Source organism: Rhodoferax potami (assembly GCF_032193765.1).
Lineage (GTDB): Bacteria > Pseudomonadota > Gammaproteobacteria > Burkholderiales > Burkholderiaceae_C > Allorhodoferax > Allorhodoferax potami.
The window spans coordinates 1946730-1967080 of sequence record NZ_JAVBIJ010000001.1 but is presented as its reverse complement, the minus strand read 5'-3'; the positions used below and the strand labels follow the sequence as shown (position 1 = coordinate 1967080).

Annotated in this window: 15 protein-coding genes and 1 riboswitch; of the genes, 9 read left to right on the top strand and 6 right to left on the bottom strand. The window is 61.5% G+C overall.

Features of this window, described 5'->3' with window-relative positions; all coding sequences use genetic code 11:
* Positions 1–39: 39 nt before the first annotated feature.
* The 5 genes from RAE21_RS09410 to RAE21_RS09390 all read left to right on the top strand — a co-directional run bounded on the left by RAE21_RS09410 (position 40) and on the right by RAE21_RS09390 (position 7363).
* Complete coding sequence (locus RAE21_RS09410; RefSeq protein WP_313881130.1) at positions 40–765, top strand: CerR family C-terminal domain-containing protein; 726 nt, start codon at positions 40–42, stop codon at positions 763–765.
* A 5-nt stretch (positions 766–770) separates the two neighbouring features.
* Entirely contained in the window at positions 771–2213 is a 1443-nt protein-coding gene (locus RAE21_RS09405; RefSeq protein WP_313881129.1) for an efflux transporter outer membrane subunit, read from the top strand.
* Positions 2214–2275: 62 nt separating this feature from the next.
* The gene (locus RAE21_RS09400; protein ID WP_313881128.1) at positions 2276–3469 is read left to right on the top strand and encodes an efflux RND transporter periplasmic adaptor subunit; all 1194 of its coding nucleotides are present in this window, start codon (positions 2276–2278) and stop codon (positions 3467–3469) included.
* Between the two features lie 12 nt (positions 3470–3481).
* Complete coding sequence (locus RAE21_RS09395) at positions 3482–6604, top strand: efflux RND transporter permease subunit (RefSeq protein WP_313881127.1); 3123 nt, start codon at positions 3482–3484, stop codon at positions 6602–6604.
* A 1-nt stretch (position 6605) separates the two neighbouring features.
* Positions 6606–6778: riboswitch (yybP-ykoY riboswitch) on the top strand.
* A gap of 6 nt (positions 6779–6784) precedes the next feature.
* Complete coding sequence (locus RAE21_RS09390) at positions 6785–7363, top strand: TMEM165/GDT1 family protein (RefSeq protein WP_313881126.1); 579 nt, start codon at positions 6785–6787, stop codon at positions 7361–7363.
* Positions 7364–7380: 17 nt separating this feature from the next.
* On the opposite strand, the gene RAE21_RS09385 is transcribed toward RAE21_RS09390, so the two are convergent.
* The 4 genes from RAE21_RS09385 to RAE21_RS09370 form a co-directional block, all read right to left on the bottom strand.
* Complete coding sequence (locus RAE21_RS09385; RefSeq protein WP_313881125.1) at positions 7381–9552, bottom strand: ATP-binding protein; 2172 nt, start codon at positions 9550–9552, stop codon at positions 7381–7383.
* A 23-nt stretch (positions 9553–9575) separates the two neighbouring features.
* A complete protein-coding gene (locus RAE21_RS09380; RefSeq protein ID WP_313881124.1) occupies positions 9576–10445 on the bottom strand; it encodes a sulfurtransferase in 870 nt (289 codons plus the stop codon).
* A gap of 1 nt (position 10446) precedes the next feature.
* Positions 10447–11334 carry a DMT family transporter gene (locus tag RAE21_RS09375; RefSeq protein ID WP_313881123.1) on the bottom strand — a complete coding sequence of 296 codons (888 nt, stop codon included), beginning with the start codon at positions 11332–11334 and terminating at the stop codon, positions 10447–10449.
* 75 nt (positions 11335–11409) lie between these two features.
* Entirely contained in the window at positions 11410–12582 is a 1173-nt protein-coding gene (locus RAE21_RS09370) for an aromatic ring-hydroxylating oxygenase subunit alpha (RefSeq protein WP_313881122.1), read from the bottom strand.
* A gap of 198 nt (positions 12583–12780) precedes the next feature.
* On the opposite strand from RAE21_RS09370, the gene xseB reads away from it, so the two are divergent.
* The 4 genes from xseB to RAE21_RS09350 all read left to right on the top strand — a co-directional run bounded on the left by xseB (position 12781) and on the right by RAE21_RS09350 (position 17219).
* Entirely contained in the window at positions 12781–13032 is a 252-nt protein-coding gene (xseB, locus tag RAE21_RS09365; protein ID WP_313876249.1) for an exodeoxyribonuclease VII small subunit, read from the top strand.
* On the top strand, positions 13029–13976 hold the full coding sequence (locus RAE21_RS09360; protein WP_313881121.1) for a polyprenyl synthetase family protein: 948 nt from the start codon (positions 13029–13031) through the stop codon (positions 13974–13976). The genes xseB and RAE21_RS09360 overlap by 4 nt, the downstream gene beginning before the upstream one ends.
* Positions 13977–14039: 63 nt before the next feature.
* Positions 14040–15935 carry a 1-deoxy-D-xylulose-5-phosphate synthase gene (gene dxs, locus RAE21_RS09355; RefSeq protein WP_313881120.1) on the top strand — a complete coding sequence of 632 codons (1896 nt, stop codon included), beginning with the start codon at positions 14040–14042 and terminating at the stop codon, positions 15933–15935.
* Positions 15936–16139: 204 nt separating this feature from the next.
* The gene (locus tag RAE21_RS09350; protein ID WP_313881119.1) at positions 16140–17219 is read left to right on the top strand and encodes a TRAP transporter substrate-binding protein; all 1080 of its coding nucleotides are present in this window, start codon (positions 16140–16142) and stop codon (positions 17217–17219) included.
* Between the two features lie 556 nt (positions 17220–17775).
* On the opposite strand, the gene RAE21_RS09345 is transcribed toward RAE21_RS09350, so the two are convergent.
* Complete coding sequence (locus RAE21_RS09345) at positions 17776–19596, bottom strand: TRAP transporter large permease (RefSeq protein WP_313881118.1); 1821 nt, start codon at positions 19594–19596, stop codon at positions 17776–17778.
* The gene (locus RAE21_RS09340) at positions 19597–20199 is read right to left on the bottom strand and encodes a TRAP transporter small permease subunit (RefSeq protein ID WP_313881117.1); all 603 of its coding nucleotides are present in this window, start codon (positions 20197–20199) and stop codon (positions 19597–19599) included. It abuts the gene before it with no gap.
* Between the last annotated feature and the right edge of the window lie 152 nt (positions 20200–20351).

Here is a 20351-nt window from a genome sequence, read left to right as displayed (position 1 = left end):
TAATCAAACGTTTGATTTATATGCTTAGAATCGGCACCTATGTCGATTCCTTTGTCTGAGACTATTTCCCCCAAGCCCACCCGCAGTGACGGGGTCGAGGCGCGCAACCGTCTGCTGGACGCTGCGTTGCAACTGTTTGCGGAGCAGGGCTTTGCCAAGACCTCCATCCGCGAGATTGCCCTAGCCGCGCAGGCCAATGTGGCGTCCATCAGCTATTACTTTGGTGACAAGGCCGGGTTGTACCGCGCCGTGTTTTCTGACCCGCGCACCAATCCGCCATTGCCCCCCGAGGCCTTAGAGGGCACCGACGTCACGCTGGAGCAGGCGATCCGCGGTTTGTTGTCCAGCTTTTTGGAGCCGCTCAAGCAGGGCCACGTCACCCAGCAGCAGTACATGAAGCTCTGCTTTCGCGAAATGCTGGAGCCCACCGGCGCCTGGCAGCACGAAATTGACGCCAACATCGCTCCCGCTCACATGGCCCTGACCCGCGGGCTCTGCCGCCATGTCGGGCTCGCTGAAGCAGATGACGATATCCACCGGCTCGCCTTCACCATCAGTGGCTTGGGCGTCATGCTTCATGTGGGCAATGACCTGTACACCCAGATCCGCCCCGGCCTGGTCAATACGCCGCAGGCCCTAGATGCCTATCTGGACCGTCTGGTGTCCTATGCCCTGGTGCTGGTGGATGCTGAAGCGCTCCGGCGCAGCGCCAAGGCTCCGGCTTCCGCCCATTTCCCTGAATCCACCTCACTTCAAGCCCCATGAACCCCATGCATTTACGAACCCCCAAGCCCGCCTATGTGGCACTGGCGCTCACACTGATGTTGAGCGGATGCGCCATCGTCATGCCGCCAGCCAAAGTCGATGCTGCTCCTGCCTTGCAATGGCAGGCTCCTTTGCCCCACCAAGGGGCCGTAGGCTCGCTGGCCCAGTGGTGGCAGAAGCAGGGCGACCCGCTGTTGGTGGAACTGATCGATGCCGCACAAGCCGTCAGCCCCAATGTGGCCCAGGCACTGGCGAGGGTGGAGTCCGCCCGCGCGCAGCGCACCACCGCCAACGCCGCTTTGCTGCCCAAGCTGGATGCGAGCGTCAGCGCCAGCCGTGGCGTGAGCCAGCCCGATGTGCCAGTGGCCACCACCCAATCGGTAGGTCTGCAAGCCAGCTGGGAGCTCGATCTGGTGGGCGCCAACCGCGCCGTCAGCAATGCGGCAGACGCGCAGTTTCAGGGCACCCAGGCCCAGTGGCACGACGCCCGTGTGTCAGTAGCCGCTGAAGTGGCCACCACTTATTTCAGCTACGCCACCTGCACCCAATTGCTGGGTGTGGCGCGCAAAGACGCAGCCTCCCGCCAGGAAACCGCACGTCTGACCGAGCTCAATGCCAAAGCCGGTTTTGCAGCGCCCTCGGTGGCCGCACTGGCCCGCGCCAGCGCAGCCGATGGCAGCAGCCGCGTGACCCAACAACAAACAGCATGCGATCTTGACGTCAAAGCCCTGGTAGCTCTGACCGGCCTGCCTGAGCAGGATTTGCGTAAAAAACTGGCTGTAGCGCCCATGGAACGTGCGCAAGCAGCTCCTGTTTCCATAGCAAGTGTGCCCGCTCAAACCCTGACACAACGCCCTGATGTGTTTGCAGCTGAGCGCGACGTGATCGTCGCCAGCGCCCAAGTGGGCAGTGCCAAAGCCCAGCGCTACCCACGCCTGACCCTGAGCGGTTCGGTGGGTGCGCTGCGCTACAGCAGCATGGGGCGCGAGACGAATCTGGACACCTGGTCCTTTGGCCCTTTGGCTGTCACATTGCCACTCTTTGACGGCGGCCAGCGCAAGGCCAATGTGGTGTCTGCGGAAGCGGCGTATGCGCAAAGCGTGTCGGTCTACCGTGGCAAGGTGCGCCAGGCCGTGCGCGAAGTAGAAGAAGCACTGGTCAACCTGCAAAGCACTGATGCCCGCAAGCTAGAAGCCGCTGTGGCCACCGCCGGCTACGCCGAGTCGCTCGCAGCCACCCAGGCCCGCTACGGCCAGGGCTTGGCCAGCTTGGTGGAGCTGGAAGACGCACGTCGCAATGCGCTGGCAGCGGAATCAGCCCAGCTCTCGCTGGGACTGGAACGCAACCGCGCCTGGGTGTCGCTCTACCGCGCCTTGGGCGGCGGCTTTGAGCCGGACCGCTTAAACGCGGACGCCACCTCAAGCGCCGCCGATCAGCCACGCCCCTAACTCCCGCATACCTCCCGCACAACTCCCCGATTTTTTGTTGTCACCTCTTTGAGAGCAAAACCATGAACCAATTTCACTTCAAACCCCTGACCCTGGGTCTCCTGACCGCCAGTGTGCTGACCCTTGCCGGCCTCGGCCTGTTTGCCACCCGCACCCAGGCGGCCGATGCCCCCAAGGCCGCTGCTGCGCCCAAAGCTGCGCTGACCGTGTCTACCGTGCAGGCCAAGAGCAGCCAGCTGCCTGTCAAGCTCTACGCCAACGGCGGTGTCGCCGCCTGGCAGGAAGCCAGCGTGGGCTCAGAGGCCAGCGGCCTGCGCGTGGCTGAGCTGCACGCGGGTGTGGGCGACAGCGTGAAGCGCGGCCAGGTGCTGGCGACCTTTGCCTCTGAAAGCGTGCAGGCCGATGTGGCGCTGGCGCGTGCCAGCCTGAACGAGGCGCAGGCCAATGCGGCCGAAGCGCTGGCCAACGGCGACCGCGCGCGCGCCGTGCAGGGCACCGGCGCCATCAGCGCCCAGCAGATCAACCAGTACCTCACGCAAGAGGCCACCGCCAAGGCGCGCGTGGCGTCTGCCCAGGCTCAGCTGGACGCCCAGCTGCTGCGCTTGAAGCAAACCCAATTGCTCGCGCCCGACAGTGGCATCATCTCTGCCCGCAGTGCCAGTGTGGGTGCGGTGGTGGGGGCTGGCACCGAAATGTTCAAGCTCATCCGCCAAGGGCGGCTGGAGTGGCGGGGTGAAGTGACCTCGGCGGAGTTTGCCCGTATCAAACCCGGCATGACGGTGCTGGTCACCTCGCCCGGTGGCGTGCAGGCCAAAGGCAAGGTGCGCATGCTTGCGCCCACCGTGGACGCTGCCACCCGCAATGGCTTGGTGTATGTGGACTTGTTGGCAGCATCGACGGCCGGCCAGTCGCTGGGTGGCGCGTTCAAACCCGGCATGTATGCCCGTGGTGAGTTCGAGCTGGGCAGCACCGGGGCACTTACCGTGCCGCAAACCGCAGTCCTCGTGCGCGACGGTTTCAGCTACGCGTACCGCGTGGGCAGCGACAACCGGGTGAGCCAACTCAAGGTGCAGACCGGCCGCGTGGTGGGTGAGCAGATCGAAATCCAAAGCGGCGTGAAGCCGGAAGACAAGCTGGTGGCCAGCGGCGGCAGTTTCCTGAGTGAAGGCGACATCGTGAAGGTGGTGGACGCTGCAGATTCCAAGCCAAAAGCGGCTGTAGCGCCTGTAGCGCCTGCGCAAGCAGCTACGAAATAAGGAGCAAAACCGATGAATGTCTCCTCGTGGTCGATCAAAAACCCCATACCGGCGGTTATGCTCTTTGTGATGCTGACCTTCGCCGGCATGCTGGCTTTCAACAGCATGAAGGTGCAGCAGTTCCCTGACCTGGAGCTGCCCAACATCACCATCTCGGCCAGCCTGCCCGGTGCAGCGCCGGCCCAGCTGGAAACCGAAGTGGCCCGCAAGCTGGAAAACGCGATTGCGTCCATCCAAGGTCTGAAAAACATCTACACCAAGGTGCAGGACGGTGGCGTTTCCATTACCGCCGAATTCCGCCTGGAGAAGCCTACGCAAGAAGCGCTGGACGAAGTGCGCAGCGCCGTGCAGGGCGTGCGCAGTGAGCTCCCTAGCGACGTGCGCGACCCGGTGATCAACAAGGTGAACCTGTCGGGCGCGCCGATTCTGGCGCTCACCATCCGCTCCGAAAAGATGGATGACGAAGCGCTGAGCTGGTTTGTGGACAACACCGTCTCGCGCCGCCTGCTGGGCGTGAAGGGCGTGGGCTCGGTGGTACGCGTGGGCGGGGTCACCCGCGAGGTGGAGGTCGCCCTCGACCCCATGAAACTGCAAGGCCTGGGCGCTACCGCGGCCGACATTTCGCGCCAGCTCAAACAGGTGCAAACCGAGAGCGCAGGCGGCCGTGCCGACCTGGGCGGCAGCGAGCAGCCGATGCGCACATTGGCCACTGTCAAGACCGCCGAAGAGCTGGCCAATCTGGAGCTGACGCTGTCCAACGGCCAACGTGTGCGCCTCGACCAAGTGGCCACCGTCAAAGACACCATCGCTGAGCCGCGCGCTGCCGCGCTACTCAACGGTGTGCCGGTGGTGGGGTTTGAGATCACCCGCAGCAAAGGTGCCAGCGAGGTGGAAGTCGGCGCTGCAGTGAATGCAGCGCTCGAAGAGCTCAAAGCCCAGCACCCTGATATTGAACTCACCTACGCGTTTGACTTTGTGAAGCCCGTGGCCGAAGAGTTTGATGCGTCCATGACCATGCTGTACGAAGGTGCGGTGCTGGCGGTGATTGTGGTGTGGCTGTTCCTGCGCAACTGGCGTGCGACCTTCGTGTCGGCGGTGGCTTTGCCTTTGTCTGCGATTCCCGCCTTCATCGGCATGGCCTACCTGGGCTTCTCCATCAACACCGTAACGTTGTTAGCGCTCTCGCTGGTGATCGGCGTGCTGGTGGACGATGCGATTGTGGAGGTCGAGAACATCGAACGCCACCTGAACATGGGCAAGACACCCTTTCAGGCCGCGATGGAAGCGGCCGACGAAATCGGCCTGGCCGTGGTGGCGACCACCTTCACCCTGATTGCGGTGTTTTTGCCGACCGCATTCATGAGCGGCATTCCCGGCAAGTTTTTCAAGCAGTTCGGCTGGACGGCAGCACTCGCGGTGTTTGCCTCGCTGGTGGTGGCACGGGTGCTCACGCCCATGATGGCTGCCTACATCATGAAGCGCAGCCCGCGCGAACACAAAGAGCCGTTTTGGATGGGTGCCTACATTCGCGCCAGCCGTTGGGCGCTGCGCCACCGCTGGATCACCATGGGTGCGGCGGCTTTGTTCTTTGTGGGCTCCATCATGCTGATCCCCTTGTTGCCCACCGGCTTCATTCCGCCGGACGACAACTCGCAGACGCAGGTCTACATCGAACTGCCGCCGGGCTCGACCTTGAAACAAACCCGCGATGCGGCGGAGCATGCCCGCCAGTTGCTGGGCAAGGTCGATCACATCCAGAGCATTTACACCACCATCGGTGGCGGTGCGGCGGGCTCCGACCCGTTTGCGCCTGCAGGTACCACCGAGGTTCGCAAAGCCACCCTCACGGTGTTGTTGACCGAGCGCGGCCAGCGCCCGCGCAAGCAGGGCATTGAAAACGCCATCCGCGCGGCGATGTCCGAAGTGCCCGGCATCCGCAGCAAGGTGGGCTTGGGCGGAAGCGGCGAGAAGTACCAATTGGTGCTGACCGGCGAAGACCCCCTGGCCCTGGCCAGTGCGGCCGCTGCGGTGGAGCGTGACCTGCGCACCATCCCCGGCTTGGGCAGCATCACCTCCAGCGCGAGCTTGATCCGCTCTGAAATTGCAGTGCGCCCCGACTTTGCCAAAGCAGCTGACTTGGGTGTGACCAGTGCCGCCATTGGCGAGACCCTGCGCATTGCGACGGTGGGTGACTACGACACGTCGCTGGCCAAGCTCAACCTTAGCCAGCGTCAAGTGCCGATTGTGGTGAAGCTGGATGACTCCGCGCGCCAGGACCTGGAGCTGCTGGGCCGCCTATCAGTGCCCGGCGTCAAAGGCCCGGTCATGCTCAGCCAAGTGGCGACGCTCGAAGTGGCTGGTGGCCCTGCGGTGATCGACCGCCTGAACCGCTCGCGCAACATCACCTTTGAAGTGGAGCTCTCCGGCGCGCCACTGGGCGATGTGACCGAGGCGGTGCAAAAGCTGCCCTCAATCACCAACCTGCCACCCGGAGTGAAACAACTCGCGCTGGGTGACGCCGAGGTCATGGGCGAGCTGTTTGCCAGCTTCGGCCTAGCCATGCTGACCGGGGTGCTGTGCATCTACATCGTGCTGGTGCTGTTGTTCAAGGACTTCTTGCAGCCTTTCACCATTCTGGCGGCGCTACCGCTGTCCTTGGGTGGCGCGTTTGTGGGCTTGCTGGTGGTGAACCAGAGCTTCTCCATGCCGTCCCTCATCGGGCTCATCATGCTCATGGGCATTGCGACCAAGAACTCGATTCTGTTGGTGGAGTACGCGATCTTGGCGCGCCGGGGTAGCGATGGCAGTGATGGTCACCCCGTGGCAGCTCCCATGAGCCGGTTTGACGCGCTCATTGACGCCTGCCACAAGCGTGCTCGGCCGATTGTGATGACCACCATCGCCATGGGCGCCGGCATGGTGCCACTGGCCGTGGGCTGGGGCGCTGCAGACAGCAGCTTCCGCAGTCCGATGGCGGTCGCGGTCATCGGCGGGCTGATCACGTCCACCGTGCTCAGCCTCTTGGTGATCCCATCGGTGTTCACGGTGGTGGACGATCTGGAGCACCTGTTGGGCCGATTCAAGCGCTGGGTGTTGCGCGAGAAGCCGGCTGCGGAGGCCTTGCCCTTACAATAGCCACTCTGTCATTGGGGAGTAGCCTCTCTTGCACCGCAAGAGGCTTGCGTCAACACACTGGGTCCGAAGACCCTGGCGCCAGCAGTTCAGTCTTGGCAAGACCTTTGACCACCGCACATCCGCCTTGGCCGGTGATGTGCCGTGGTCATTTGTCTTTTACCGGCCTTGGAACTCGTGCTCATGGAATCCCTTCTCGTCTCTACCGGTGTGGTCGCTCTGGCCGAAATCGGTGACAAAACCCAACTCCTCGCCTTCATCCTCGCGGCACGCTTCAAAAAGCCTTTGCCCATCGTGCTGGGCATTCTGGCTGCCACTATCGTGAACCACGGCCTGGCCGGTGCCTTGGGCGCTTGGATCACCTCCGCCATCAGTCCCGAAGTGTTGCGCTGGGTGCTCGGTGCATCCTTCCTGGGCATGGCGATCTGGACGCTGATTCCCGACAAGATTGAAGACGAAGAAACCCAGATTGCAGGCCGCTTCGGGGTGTTCGGCGCGACACTGATCACCTTCTTTTTGGCCGAAATGGGCGACAAGACCCAGATTGCGACTGTGGCCATGGCCGCCCACTACGCTGCGCCGGTGATGGTGGTCATCGGTACCACTCTGGGCATGTTGATTGCCGACGTGCCGGCAGTGTTTGCCGGAGACAAGCTCGCCAACAAGATCCCGATGAAGCTGGTGCACTCGATTGCGGCGGCCATCTTCGCGGTGCTGGGCGTGGCAACTTTACTGGGCGCGGGTTCCCGCTTCGGGTTTTAAAACCCGGGTGCGCCGGGCTACCCTGCGTCTTCTTCAGGGGTAGGTTGGGGCGCGGTCAATGGCAAGGTGATGGTGACCGTCGTACCTTGCCCGACCGTCGACTGCACCTCGAGGCTGCCACCCAAGGTGGCTTTTACGAGGTTTTCAACGATCGACATGCCCAGGCCCGTGCCCCCTTGGCCAATGCGGGTGCTGAAAAACGGCTGGAACATTTTTTCCAGCGTCTCCGGCGCAATGCCGCGACCGTTGTCGCTGATTTGCAGGGTCACCGTGGTGGTGCTCGGCGTTGCCTTGATGTGCACTTCGCCATGTTCCATGCCATCAAAGGCGTGCAAATAGGCGTTGTTGATCAGGTTGATGATGACCTGCCCGATGGGGCCGGGGTAGCTCTCCATCTCGATGCCGTCCGGGGCATCCAAATGCACCTTGTGGCTATGGCGCTTCAGGCTGGGTGCCAAGGTGGCCAGCACTTCTTGTAGACCCTGGCGCAAATCGAAGCTGCGGCGTTGCTCGCTGGCTTGGTCTGCGGCCACTTGGCGGAAGTTTTTCAACAAGGCCACGGCGCGCTCCAGGTTGCGCATAAGCAAGGTATTGCCGTCTTTGACGCCCGCCACGAAGGCGTTGAGCTCCGAGCGCCGCAAATTGCCAGCGGCCAGTTGCGCATCAAACTGCACCGCCTGCGCCATCAGCGTGCTGGCCGTCATCATGCTGTTGCCCATGGGGGTGGCCATTTCGTGCGACACGCTGGCGATCAAGGTGCCCAGGGTGGCACGCGCCTCGCTGCGGGCCAGTGCCTCTTGCATCTGGGCCTCGAGTGAAGCGTTCAGGGCATGGATCCGGATTTCCGCTTCTTTCTGCTGGGTGACTTCCAGGTTGATGCCTGCCACTTTGGTGACCACTCCGTCGGCATTTCGCTCAACCACGTGCGCCAGTGATTGCACCCACATCCATTGCCCGTTTTTCTGCCGCATCCGGTACTCGTACTCGAAGCGGTCGCTCCCCACTTCGCTCAAAGTTGCAAACCGGTTGGTGATCAACGGCCTGTCATCGGGGTGGACTAACGTGTACCAGGTATCGAAAACGTTCTCGCCCAACTCTTCTCGGGTGTAGCCGCTCACCACATGCCAGCGATCACTCACGCTCAGGTAGCGGCGGGTCAGGTCGTATTCCCAGATCGCCACACCGGTGCTCTCCACCACCTCTTTGAGGCGGGATTGTTCGGCCAGCAACTCATCGCGCAGCAGCTTTTCCTGCTCGGTAGCTTCCTCTGTTTGCCGCCGGCTTTGTTGGCTGCGGGCGAGCAAGAAGGTGAGCAGCGCGGTCAGCACCAACCCCACCACCAAGGCCAGTGTTTCGCGGTGCAGCGGGCCGGCGGCTTTTTCATCCACAGGGTGGATCAATACCTGCCAGTTTCTGCTGCCAAAGCTCAACTCCAGCAGGTGATCGGCCTTCTCGGGGCGTAGGCCTTCGTCATCATGCCCTGCGCGATGTTCAGGGTCACTCAGGCCGGAGTACACCTGTAGGTTGCGGTCTTCCTCGCTGCGTTCTGTGATCAGCAGTTCAGAGGCTGCGGACTTGGCTTGGAAGGTGGCGTGCCGGCTCAGCTCGGTGGTGTCGATCAAGGCATTGATAAAGCCGATGTGGCGGTTGGTGCCCGCGACTCCCGGCACTCGCTCGTATACAGGGACCGTCAGTGCAACGCCAGTCCGGGAGGTTTCCGGCAAAGCAAAAGGGCCGGTCGCGATCGGCGTGCCCACAATACGGGCGTCTTTTTGTGCCTCTTCCAGTTGCCCGGCAGCCCGCCCGGTCCAGCCCGAGCGGTTGGGCGGAAAAATGTAGCCACCATTGCTGGTGAACCGCTCCCACTGGAGTGAGGCAATCGAGGAGTGAATCCCCTGCAGTCTGCGGGCGTAGGCCTCAAACTGGAGGCCGGTCATGCCGGGCATCATTTCTGCGAGCAGCGCTGTACCGCGCACCGCCTCTAAGGTTGCCGTGGCGTCCCGGTCCAGGGCCGCGACTACGGTTTCGGCAAGTGCATTGCGCCGCTCGAAGCTTCGCAGCAGATCCGCCTCGCGGAGGTAGTCGTACACCGTAGCGGTCATCAATAGACCTGCCGATGCCAAGGCCACACACATGACCACATCGGTGGCCATGCGCTGTGCGGGAAGGCTGAGTTTGAGCAGGCTCATGGCGGCTCAGTGTAAGCCGTGGTTCAGCCTTGCGCTACCGGGAAGCCCGGCCGGTTGCACCACTCGCTCCAGCTGCCGGCAAACAAGGCACTACCCGGCAGGCCGGCAATTTCCATGGCGAGGATGTTGGGCACTGCACTCACACCGCTACCGCAATGGTGCACCACATGTTCCGGCTGGCGCTGGCCCAGCAGAGCCTCGAACTCGGCGCGCAGCACAGCTGCCGGCTTGAAGAAACCATCGGCGCCCAGGTTATTGCTGAACACCCGGTTCAAGGCGCCGGGAATGTGCCCAGCGACTGGATCAATCGGCTCAACTTCACCGCGGAAGCGAGGCGCGCCGCGGGCATCCAGCACCTGTTGGGTGGGCTTGCCTAGGTTGGCCAGCACCTGATCGCTGCTGCGCAAAGCGACCAGCGCATCGGCGACCGCAAAGGTGCTTGGTGTGCGCGCTGGCTCTTCGCCGCTGGCCACTGCACCGCCTGCGGCCTGCCAGGCCTGAAAGCCACCGTCCAGCACCGCCACGTTGGCGTGACCCAGCCATTTGAGCATCCACCACAGGCGGCCGCAGTAGTTGGCGCCCTGGCGGTCGTACACCACCACCTGGTCGGTATTTTTCAGGCCCACGCTACCCAGCCACTGGGCGAACTTTTCACGTGCGGGCAGCGGGTGGCGCCCGCCCGACTGTGCGCCGGTAACCTCCGGGTCGCCCTTGGCGCTCAAGTTGTTGTCCAAATGTGCGTAGAGCGCGCCTGCAATATGACTCTCGGCATATTGGGCCGGGCCTTGTGCAGGCTGCATCAGGTCGCAGCTGCAGTCAAAGACGACTGCGGGCGTAGCGCTGGCTTGCAGGGCTTGGAGTTGGGCGACGGAGATCAGGGTGGTGTAGGCCATGTCAGTGTTCTTCGGCTGGGGTGTGGGGCATCAAGCGAGTTCGCAGGATGGTAGCCAATATGCCGCTAGAGACTATCACTGCAATGCCGACCCAGCCCAGCACAGGGATTTGGTCGCCAAACAGCACCAAGCTGAAGATCACGCCAAACACAATGCCTGAATACTGCATGCTGGCCACCACCAGCGTGGCGCCCTTGCGGTAGGCGCGGGTCATGCACCACTGCCCCATGGACGCCAGAATGCCGATTGGCACCACCCAAGCGGCGTCTTGCCACGCGACTTCACTCCAGGGGGTGACGCCGGTAAAAATCATGCCGGCTGCACCCACCAACGCGCTGCCGACTGAAAAGTAAAACACGGTGCGCTCTTCGGGCTCGCCGGCTTTGCCCAACGCCGTGACTTGCATATAGGCCAAGGCAGCGCCCAGCCCCGACAGCAGGCCGATCAGCCCGGCAAACAGCTGGTTCTGGTCGATGGTGGGGCGCAGGGTCATGACCACACCCACAAAACCCATCAGCACGGTACCCAGGAGCGCGCCCTGGGGTTGCTCTTTGCCGTAGAGCAGCGCACCACCCACCACAAAGGCAGCCACCCACACACCGCTCATGTAGTTCAGGGTCATGGCAGTGGCCAGGGGCAAGTGCGCGATGGCGTAAAACCAGCTGCCCAGAGACACCACACCGATGGTGCTGCGCCACACATGCATCATGGGCACCGGGGTGCGCAGGCTGGAGCCGCTGGCCCGCACCACAATGCCCATGAACACAATGCTCACTAGGCCCCGGTAAAACACCAGCTCAAAGGTGCCGAAGCTGTTGGAGGCATATTTGATGCCCACCGCCATCAGCGCGAACCAGAACGAAGCCAGAACCATCCAGAGAGCTTGCATAGGTGTTTAGCAATAAAAAGAGCTGCTGGCGCTCATGGAATGTGCGCGAGCAGCTATGTTTTTGATAGTAAGTGTTCAGCCGCCGACCGCGCTGCCCAGCTTGCCCCGGTACCACTCGTGGAAGTGCTGCATGCCGTCTTCCATAGGGCTTTGGTAGGGGCCAACTTCGTTGTCGCCGCGGTCAAACAAGGCGCGGCGGCCTGCGTCCATGCGTTCGCCGATCTCGTCGTCTTCGATGCAAGTTTCCATGTAAGCGGCCTGCTGGGCTTCCACGAACTCGCGCTCAAAGGCGGCAATTTCTTCGGGGTAGTAGAACTCCACCATGTTCATGGTCTTGTTCACGCCCATCGGGAACAGGGTGGACACGGTCAACACATGCGGGTACCACTCCACCATGATGTGGGGGTAGTAGGTGAGCCAGATGGCGCCGTACTGCGGGGGCACGTTGTTGCGGTAGCCCAGCAGGGCCTTGTGCCAGCGCTCATAGGTGGGGCTGCCGGCCTTGCCGAGGCGGTTGGCCACGCCCACGGTCTGCACCGAGTAGTTGTCCTTGAACTCCCAGCGCAGGTCGTCGCAAGTCACAAACTGGCCCAAGCCGGGGTGGAAGGGGCCTACGTGGTAGTCCTCGAGGTACACCTCAATAAACGTCTTCCAGTTGTAGTTGCACTCGTGCATTTCCACCTTATCGAGCACGTAGCCCTCAAAGCTCAGGTCGGCACGCGGGCCCATGTTCGCGAGTTGGGCGGCCACATCCACACCGCCGTTGGCGCGGTGGTCTTCAAACAGCAGGCCGTTCCACTCTTGCAACTTGTAGTTGTTGAGGTTCAAGCATGGGTCGTGGGCGAAGTGGGGCGCACCGATCAGCGTACCGCTTTGGCTGCCGTTCTGGCCGGCGTGGGCGCCGCTGTAGGTCCAGCGATGCAGCGGGCACACAATGTTGCCGCTTTGCACTTGGTTGCCGCTGTGGGTGAGTGAGCCACGCCCCTTGAGCATCACAGCTTGGCGGTGGCGGCAGACATTAGAGATCAGTTCAATGCCACCGGCATTGCGCACGAGGGCCCGGCCTTCTTTTTCTTGGGGCAGGGCGTAGTAGTCCCCCACGTTGGGGACGCTCAAAGAGTGCCCCACATAACGGGGCCCTTGCTGAAAGATACTTTGCATTTCAAGCGCGTAGAGCGCCGGGTCAAAGTAGCTTGAAACTGGTAGTTGGCTGTTCGCCTGCTGCAGTTGAAGACTTAAATCAGACATGGGTGACCTGACCTAAAGACTCCCCACAGGGGGATGCACCATAGTGCGCGGTGAATGGGAGCCGGCCAGCCCAGATGCGGGTGGCCGGAAGCGGGAGGGGCGATTGTACCCATCCTCCGCGCTAGGCGGCTGTCTCTAGTTCCGTTGGCGGCAGTCTGATGCGCCTAAAATTGCACTTTGATTACAAGTACCTCTTTCATGCCCAAGGCCAGTACCCCCTCTCACGAAGCCCTGAAGCTGCCCCTCCCGGATACCTATGAAGCGTCCATGTTGGAGCTCGAAGCGTTGGTCGGCCGGCTCGAGTCCGGCGACCTGCCTTTGGACCAATTGCTCACCAGCTACCAGCGCGGTGCCGCGCTGCTACAGCACTGTCGTGACAAGCTGCAAGCCGTGGAGGAGCAAATCAAGGTCCTCGACGACGGGGTCTTGAAGCCCTGGAAGCCGCAATGAGCGCAGAGGCCAAACCCTTGAACCCTTTTGACCTGGACCTGTGGATGCGCGAGCGTCTGGACCGCGTGGAGCGCGCGCTGGACACCTGGATCACCGCAGAGGTGCCCCAAGGCGAAGACCATGGCGCGCCGGCCGCGCTGGTGGACGCCATGCGCTACGCGGTGCTCGATGGCGGCAAGCGCTTGCGCCCACTGCTTGTTCTGGCCGCCCACGAGGCCGTAGCGCCGCTGGGGCACCAGTGTGATGCGGGTGCCTTGCGGGCTGCCTGCGCGGTCGAGCTGATTCACGCGTATTCGTTAGTACACGACGACATGCCTTGCATGGACAACGATGTGTTGCGCCGCGGCAAGCCCACGGTGCATGTGCAGTTTGGTGAAGCCAGTGCCTTGTTGGCTGGTGACGCCTTGCAGGCCTTAGCCTTTGAGTTCCTGACCCCGCAAGACGGATCGGTGCCCTGTGTGGTGCAGGCCCGTTTGTGCGGTTTGCTGGCCCGCGCGGCTGGCAGTGCGGGCATGGCAGGCGGGCAGGCCATCGATCTGGCGAGTGTGGGTTTGCCCCTCACCGAGAGCCAGTTGCGTGAAATGCATCAGCTCAAAACCGGTGCCTTGCTGCAGGGCAGTGTGGTGATGGGTGCGCAGTGCGCGCAACCCCCGGCGAATGTGCTGGCCGCACTGGAGGCCTATGGTGCTGCCATCGGCTTGGCGTTCCAAGTGGTCGATGACATTCTGGATGTGACGGCCGACTCGGCCACCCTGGGTAAAACCGCTGGCAAAGACGCAGACAACGACAAGCCCACCTATGTCTCCCTGATGGGGCTGGAAGCCAGCCGCAATTACGCACGCTCCCTCCATGAGCAAGCGCTGCAGGCGCTGCAAACCAGTGGTTTGCACAACACCGCAGCGTTGCAAGCCTTGGCCGGCATGGTGGTGGACCGGGCTTATTGAATATGTAAAAAATGCCTCTGGCGCTCATGGAGTGTGCGCAAGTAGCTACTAAAAGAATAGCAAATGTCACCAAATAATCTCTCTGCAGCGCCCCTGTTGTCCACGATCAACGACCCCGCTGCCATGCGCCGTTTGCAGCGCCCGCAGCTGCAAGCCCTGGCCGACGAGCTGCGCCAGTTTCTGCTGCATAGCGTGGCCGGTACCGGTGGGCACCTGAGCTCCAACCTCGGTACTGTGGAGCTCACCGTCGCCCTGCACTATGTGTTCAACACGCCGAATGACCGGATCGTGTGGGATGTGGGCCACCAGACCTATCCGCACAAAATCTTGACCGGCCGGCGCGACCGGATGCAGAGCCTGCGCCAGTTCGGCGGGCTCTCGGGTTTCCCGCGCCGCGAGGAGAGTGAATACGACACCTTCGGTACCGCCCACTCCAGCACCTCGATTTCTGCGGCGCTGGGCATGGCGCTGGCCTCCCGCATCAAGGGCGAAGACCGCTACTCCGTCGCCGTGATCGGCGATGGCGCCATGACGGCTGGCATGGCGTTTGAGGCCATGAACAATGCAGGTGTGGAAGACTGCCGCCTGCTCGTGATCTTGAACGACAACGACATGAGCATCAGCCCGCCGGTGGGCGCGCTCAATCGCTATCTGGCCCAACTGATGAGCGGCCAGTTTTATGCAGCCGCCAAAAATGTGGGCAAGAGCGTGCTCAAGGGCGCGCCCCCCTTGTTTGAGCTGGCCAAGCGGCTGGAAGAACACGCCAAGGGCATGGTGGTCCCAGCGACTTTGTTTGAGAAGTTCGGGTTCAACTACATCGGCCCGATCGATGGCCACGACCTCGACTCTCTGATCCCGACGCTGGAAAACATCAAGCACCTCAAGGGACCCCAGTTCCTGCACGTGGTGACCAAGAAGGGCCAAGGCTACAAGTTGGCCGAGGCCGATCCGGTCGCCTACCACGGCCCCGGCAAGTTTGATCCTGCGGTGGGGCTGGTCAAACCCGCCACACCGGGCAAAACCACGTTTACCCAGGTTTTCGGCCAGTGGCTGTGCGATACCGCAGCGGCCGACGAGCGTTTGGTAGGCATTACCCCCGCCATGCGCGAAGGCTCCGGCATGGTTGAGTTTGAAAAGCGCTTTCCTGCGCGCTATTTCGATGTCGGCATTGCGGAGCAGCACGCGGTGACCTTTGCCGGCGGGCTGGCGACTGAAGGGCTCAAGCCGGTGGTGGCGATTTACTCCACCTTTTTGCAGCGCGCTTATGACCAGCTGATCCACGACGTGGCCCTTCAAAACCTGCCGGTGGTGTTTGCACTGGACCGCGCAGGCTTGGTGGGTGCCGATGGGGCAACCCACGCGGGGGCGTATGACATTCCGTTTTTGCGCTGCGTTCCCAACATGAGCATTGCCTGCCCGGCCGACGAAAACGAGTGCCGCCAGCTCCTTAGCACCGCGTTTGCCCAAAATCACCCGGTAGCCGTGCGCTACCCGCGCGGCAGTGGTGCCGGTGTGCCGGTGTCGCCGTCTTTGGAAGGCTTGCCTTTCGGCAAAGGTGAAATCCGCAAGCAGGGCAGCGAGATCGCGATTCTGGCCTTCGGCACCTTGCTCCACCCGGCTCTGGCTGCCGCAGAGGCGCTGGGCTTGACGGTGGTCAACATGCGCTGGGCCAAGCCCTTGGATGTCGATTTGTTGCTGCAAATCGCAGCCACCCACAGTGCGCTGGTCACGGTGGAAGAGGGCGCCACCATGGGGGGCGCAGGCTCTGCCGTGATGGAAGCCCTGCACGCCGCCGGTGTGACCTTGCCAGTGCTGCAACTAGGCCTGGCCGACGAGTTCATTGAGCACGGCGACCCGGCGCATTTGTTGCGTTTGCAGGGCTTGGATGCGGCAGGTATTCAGGCGTCCATCCGCCAGCGTTTCGGTCCTTTGCTGACCCATTTGGTGGGTATCGTGTAAGTTGGCCGTCATCTCCACGCACGAGGGTCGTCGCCAGGCTTGCAAGAAGCTGAAGACCCCGTGTGCCGAGGGCACTTGCCGAGGGAAAACCCCCACGATTGACGGCACCCGCCTTCCTACAATCGCGCTTGACTATCAGAGTCCTTGAGGGGCGACACTATTGCCCCCCAAGCTGGTTACAACACAATTACCGGAGTAAAGCGAATGGATCGTCGTTCAATTATCAAAAACGCAGGCATCGCCGGCGTCTTGGCTGCAGGCGCAGCCCCCGCAGTGCATGCGCAGGCCGCCATCCGTTGGCGCCTGGCTTCCAGCTTCCCTAAGGCGCTGGACACTATTTTTGGCGCAGCAGATGTGTTCGCCAAAAAAGTGGGCGAAATGTCGGGCGGCAAGTTCACCATCACTACCCACGCAGGCGGCGAGTTGATGCCCGCATTCGGCGTGGTAGACGGTGTGCAGAACGGCACCGTGGAAATGGCCCACACCGCTCCTTATTACTTCTTCGGCAAGGACGAAACCTTTGCCTTGGGTTGCGCGATTCCTTTCGGCCTGAACAGCCGTCAAATGACCGCCTGGATGTACGAAGGCAACGGCGGCAAGCTGATGCGCGAGTTCTACGCCAAGTACAACATCGTCAACTTCCCTGGCGGCAACACCGGCGCGCAAATGGGCGGCTGGTACCGTAAAGAAATCAAGTCTGCAGCAGACATCAAAGGCTTGAAGTTCCGCGTGGGCGGCTTCGCCGGTAAAGTGATTGAACGCATGGGCGGTGTGCCACAAAACATCCCCGGTGGCGAAATCTACACCGCGCTGGAAAAAGGCACGATTGACGCGGCAGAGTGGGTCGGTCCTTACGATGACCAGAAGCTGGGCTTCGGCAAAGTGGCTCCGTTCTACTACTACCCCGGCTGGTGGGAAGGCGGTCCCCAGTTGGACTTCTTCATTAACGACAAAGCCTTTGCTGCCCTGTCGCCTGAAAACAAGGCCATCGTCGAAACAGCTGCAGCCTACGCGCACGTGGAAATGCAAGCCAAGTACGACGCCCGCAACCCCAAGGCTCTGAAAGAGCTGGTGGGTGCCAAAGTCAAGGTCATGCCTTTCCCGAAAGACGTGCTGGACTTGGCGTTCAAAGAGTCCATGGCTCTGTACGCAGAAATCAGCGCCAAGAACCCCAACTGGAAAAAGGTCTACGACGACTACGCAGCCTTCCGCAAGGACCAGAACCTGTGGTTCCGCTTCACTGAAGCGCGTTTCGACAGCTTCATGCAGGCACAAAAGCTGTAATCCAGCTCGCGTTTGACCCGCTCCAAAAGCCCCGCTCTGCGGGGCTTTTTTTTGTCTGGTGGGGGCGACTGCTGCTACCAAAGTCACTGGGGTCCACCATGCCGTATGCGGGGCACGGGTTGGAGTGTTTGGCGCAGAGTTGCCTGAATGATTGCCCGCGTGTGGCGATCAGGTTATCTACGTAGTGCTGGTGTGTGTAAGCCTCAGCGCTGACCATTGCCCGGCCAGAGCCAGAGCCAGAGCCAGAGCCAGAGCCAGAGCCAGAGCCAGAGCCAGAGCCAGAGCCAGAGCCAGAGCGCAGCAGCTTGAAGCGGCGGGGTCTGGTAGCAGGGAGCAGGGAGCAGGGAGCAGGGAGCAGGGAGCAGGGAGCAGGGAGCAGGGAGCAGGGAGCAGGGAGCAGGGAGCAGGGAGCAGGGAGCAGGGAGCAGGGAGCAGGGAGCAGGGAGCAGGGAGCAGTTCCGGGACCCCAGTGATAGCAGAGCCTGATGGGCGCCCATGAAAAAGGCCGGAGCAGCGTGCGCTGCTCCGGCCTTGGGGGTTTGTGCTTCAGGGTGCGTTACGGCTTCTTCGCAGCGTCCTTGGCAGCATCCTCGAGTGCTTTCATCGGATCTTCTTCCGCAGCAGCATCAGCAGCAGGTGCTGCTGGTGCATCCTTGGCACCGGTGTCCATGCCGGCCAATGGGTCTGATGCTTCTTCCGCTTTCGGTGCATCAAGCTGTTCCATGATCTGGTCAGCGCTCAGTGACTCGACTTTCTCGATACCACCGGTCACCAAGGTCGGGAATGCAATCACCGCCACCACCATGATCAACTGCAAGATGATGAAGGCGATCGAGCCTTTGTAGATCTCGATGGTCTTGACCGACGGAATCAGTTTGCCGGTCACACGGTCTTTGTAGTCGAACTTGGCGGCCACGCTGCGCAAGTAGAACAACGCAAAACCGAACGGTGGCGTGAGGAACGAGGTCTGCAGGTTCATCGCGATGATCACACCAAACCAGATCATGGCCTGGTCAGGTGTCATGCCGGGCACCAAGCCGGGCAAGATCTTCTCGGCCACCGGTGCCAGCAACGGGATCACGATGAAGGCGATTTCAAAGAAGTCGATGAAACAGCCCAAGATGAACACCAGAATGTTCACCACCACCAGGAAGCCCCAGGCGCCGCCTGGAATCTTGTCAAACAAGTGCTCGACCCAGATGTGACCGTCGGCCGCGTTGAAGGTGAAGCTGAATACGGTGGAGCCGATCAAAATGAACAACACGAACGATGCGAGCTTGGCGGTGTTTTCCAGCGCTTGCTTCAACAGCGGTGTGTCGAGGCGCTTCTTGCCGAAGGCCAGAATCAATGCGCCCAAAGCACCCATCGCGCCACCTTCTGTGGGAGTGGCAACGCCCAAGAAGATCGTGCCCAGCACCAAGAAGATCAAGATCAGCGGAGGCATCAGCACAAAGGTGACCTGCTCTGCCAGTTTGGACAACAGGCCTAATTTGGTAACACGGTTGATGATGGCCAATGCCAAGCCGGTCAAAGACGCCAAAGTCAGCGACAGGATGACGATTTCATCGCCGGCAGAAGGGGTTGCACGCTCGAGCCACTTGGTCAGCAGGCCGTCATGCACTTGCGCCCATGCGTAACCCACACCAGCACAGACCAGCACCAGGGCCAGCAAAGACTTGTGGCCGGAGGCGCCGTTGTCTTCCTTGTACAGCAGGGCTTCAGGAGGCAATGCGGGCACCATGTCCGGCTTGAAGATGGCCACCGCAACAATGAAGGAAATGTACAAGCCCACCAGCAGCAAACCAGGAATCAAAGCGCCGGAGTACATGTCGCCCACCGAGCGGCCCAACTGGTCGGCCAGTACGATCAACACCAGTGACGGTGGAATCGCTTGGGCCAAAGTGCCCGAGGCGGTGATCGTGCCAGTTGCAATTGTGCGGCTGTAGCCGTAGCGCAGCATCACGGGCAAGGAAATCAAGCCCATGGAAATCACAGCAGCAGCCACCACACCGGTGGTAGCCGCCAACAAGGCGCCCACCAGAATCACGGCAATCGCCACGCCACCGCGCACGGGGCCGAACACCTGGCCTACGGTTTCCAGCAGGTCTTCTGCCATGCCGGAGCGTTCCAGAATAATCCCCATGAAGGTGAAAAACGGAATCGCCAGCAAGGTGTCGTTTTGCATGATGCCGAAGATACGCAGCGGCAAGGCCTGGAACAAGGCGGCCGGGAAAATGCCGGCCTCGATACCCACAAAGCCCAGTGCCAAGCCCGTAGCGGCCAGGCCGAAGGCCACAGGAAAGCCGGTCAACAGAACGATGAACAGCGTGATAAACATCAGGGGCACAAACTGTTGTGCCAAGAGCGTGGTTTGCATTTATTTGTCTCCAGCCAACAGCTTGGCGGTTTGGGCTTCGAGCTCTTCGAGCTTCTTCTGGTCGTCAGATTTGGAGTCTTCGCTGCTCAAGACATCGGGGCCGTTGCCGGTGAGGAATGCGAGACGCTTGATCAGTTCCGACACACCCTGCAGCATCAGCAGCGCAAAGCCCAGCGGAATCAACACATAGGCGGGCCAGCGGATCAGGCCACCGGCGTTTTGCGACATTTCACCGCTCGCCAAGGCTTGCATGAAAAACGGCCAGCCGAGCGAGATGCTGATGGCGCAGAAGGGGAACAGAACCAAAATGATTCCGCCCACATCGACCCAGTTGCGGGTGCGGTCACTCAGTTTGGTGGAGATGAAGTCGATGCGGACATGCGAGTTCTTCAACAAGCCATAGCCTGCGCCCAACATGAAAACAGCCGCAAACAGGTACCACTGGATTTCCAGCAAACCGTTGGAGCTGACGTTGAAGAACTTGCGGACCAGTGCGTTGCCAGCGCTGATCAAGGTAGTGGCCAAAATCAGCCACATGGTGAGTTTGCCGACCCAGGTGCTGACCATATCGATCAGCCTGGACAGTGAGAGCAGGGCTGCCATGGTGTCTCCGTTTGTAGTTATCCCAATGCCGTGCGCGGGCAAGCACAGGCGCGTATCAAGAACCTACGGAGTCTAAGCCTTACCCCCCCTTTTGCGGCTGAACAAACCCTGACAGACAGGCTAGGGGTAAACGATGGGGTAGCGGTGCCGAC

What these genes read in the sequence shown, in the direction of transcription:
- RAE21_RS09410 (WP_313881130.1), top strand. Translation starts at nt 40, where the DNA reads ATGTCGATTCCTTTGTCTGAGACTATTTCCCCCAAGCCCACCCGCAGT.
- RAE21_RS09405 (WP_313881129.1), top strand. Translation starts at nt 771, where the DNA reads ATGCATTTACGAACCCCCAAGCCCGCCTATGTGGCACTGGCGCTCACA.
- RAE21_RS09400 (WP_313881128.1), top strand. Translation starts at nt 2,276, where the DNA reads ATGAACCAATTTCACTTCAAACCCCTGACCCTGGGTCTCCTGACCGCC.
- RAE21_RS09395 (WP_313881127.1), top strand. Translation starts at nt 3,482, where the DNA reads ATGAATGTCTCCTCGTGGTCGATCAAAAACCCCATACCGGCGGTTATG.
- RAE21_RS09390 (WP_313881126.1), top strand. Translation starts at nt 6,785, where the DNA reads ATGGAATCCCTTCTCGTCTCTACCGGTGTGGTCGCTCTGGCCGAAATC.
- RAE21_RS09385 (WP_313881125.1), bottom strand. Translation starts at nt 9,552, where the DNA reads ATGAGCCTGCTCAAACTCAGCCTTCCCGCACAGCGCATGGCCACCGAT.
- RAE21_RS09380 (WP_313881124.1), bottom strand. Translation starts at nt 10,445, where the DNA reads ATGGCCTACACCACCCTGATCTCCGTCGCCCAACTCCAAGCCCTGCAA.
- RAE21_RS09375 (WP_313881123.1), bottom strand. Translation starts at nt 11,334, where the DNA reads ATGCAAGCTCTCTGGATGGTTCTGGCTTCGTTCTGGTTCGCGCTGATG.
- RAE21_RS09370 (WP_313881122.1), bottom strand. Translation starts at nt 12,582, where the DNA reads ATGTCTGATTTAAGTCTTCAACTGCAGCAGGCGAACAGCCAACTACCA.
- xseB (WP_313876249.1), top strand. Translation starts at nt 12,781, where the DNA reads ATGCCCAAGGCCAGTACCCCCTCTCACGAAGCCCTGAAGCTGCCCCTC.
- RAE21_RS09360 (WP_313881121.1), top strand. Translation starts at nt 13,029, where the DNA reads ATGAGCGCAGAGGCCAAACCCTTGAACCCTTTTGACCTGGACCTGTGG.
- dxs (WP_313881120.1), top strand. Translation starts at nt 14,040, where the DNA reads ATGTCACCAAATAATCTCTCTGCAGCGCCCCTGTTGTCCACGATCAAC.
- RAE21_RS09350 (WP_313881119.1), top strand. Translation starts at nt 16,140, where the DNA reads ATGGATCGTCGTTCAATTATCAAAAACGCAGGCATCGCCGGCGTCTTG.
- RAE21_RS09345 (WP_313881118.1), bottom strand. Translation starts at nt 19,596, where the DNA reads ATGCAAACCACGCTCTTGGCACAACAGTTTGTGCCCCTGATGTTTATC.
- RAE21_RS09340 (WP_313881117.1), bottom strand. Translation starts at nt 20,199, where the DNA reads ATGGCAGCCCTGCTCTCACTGTCCAGGCTGATCGATATGGTCAGCACC.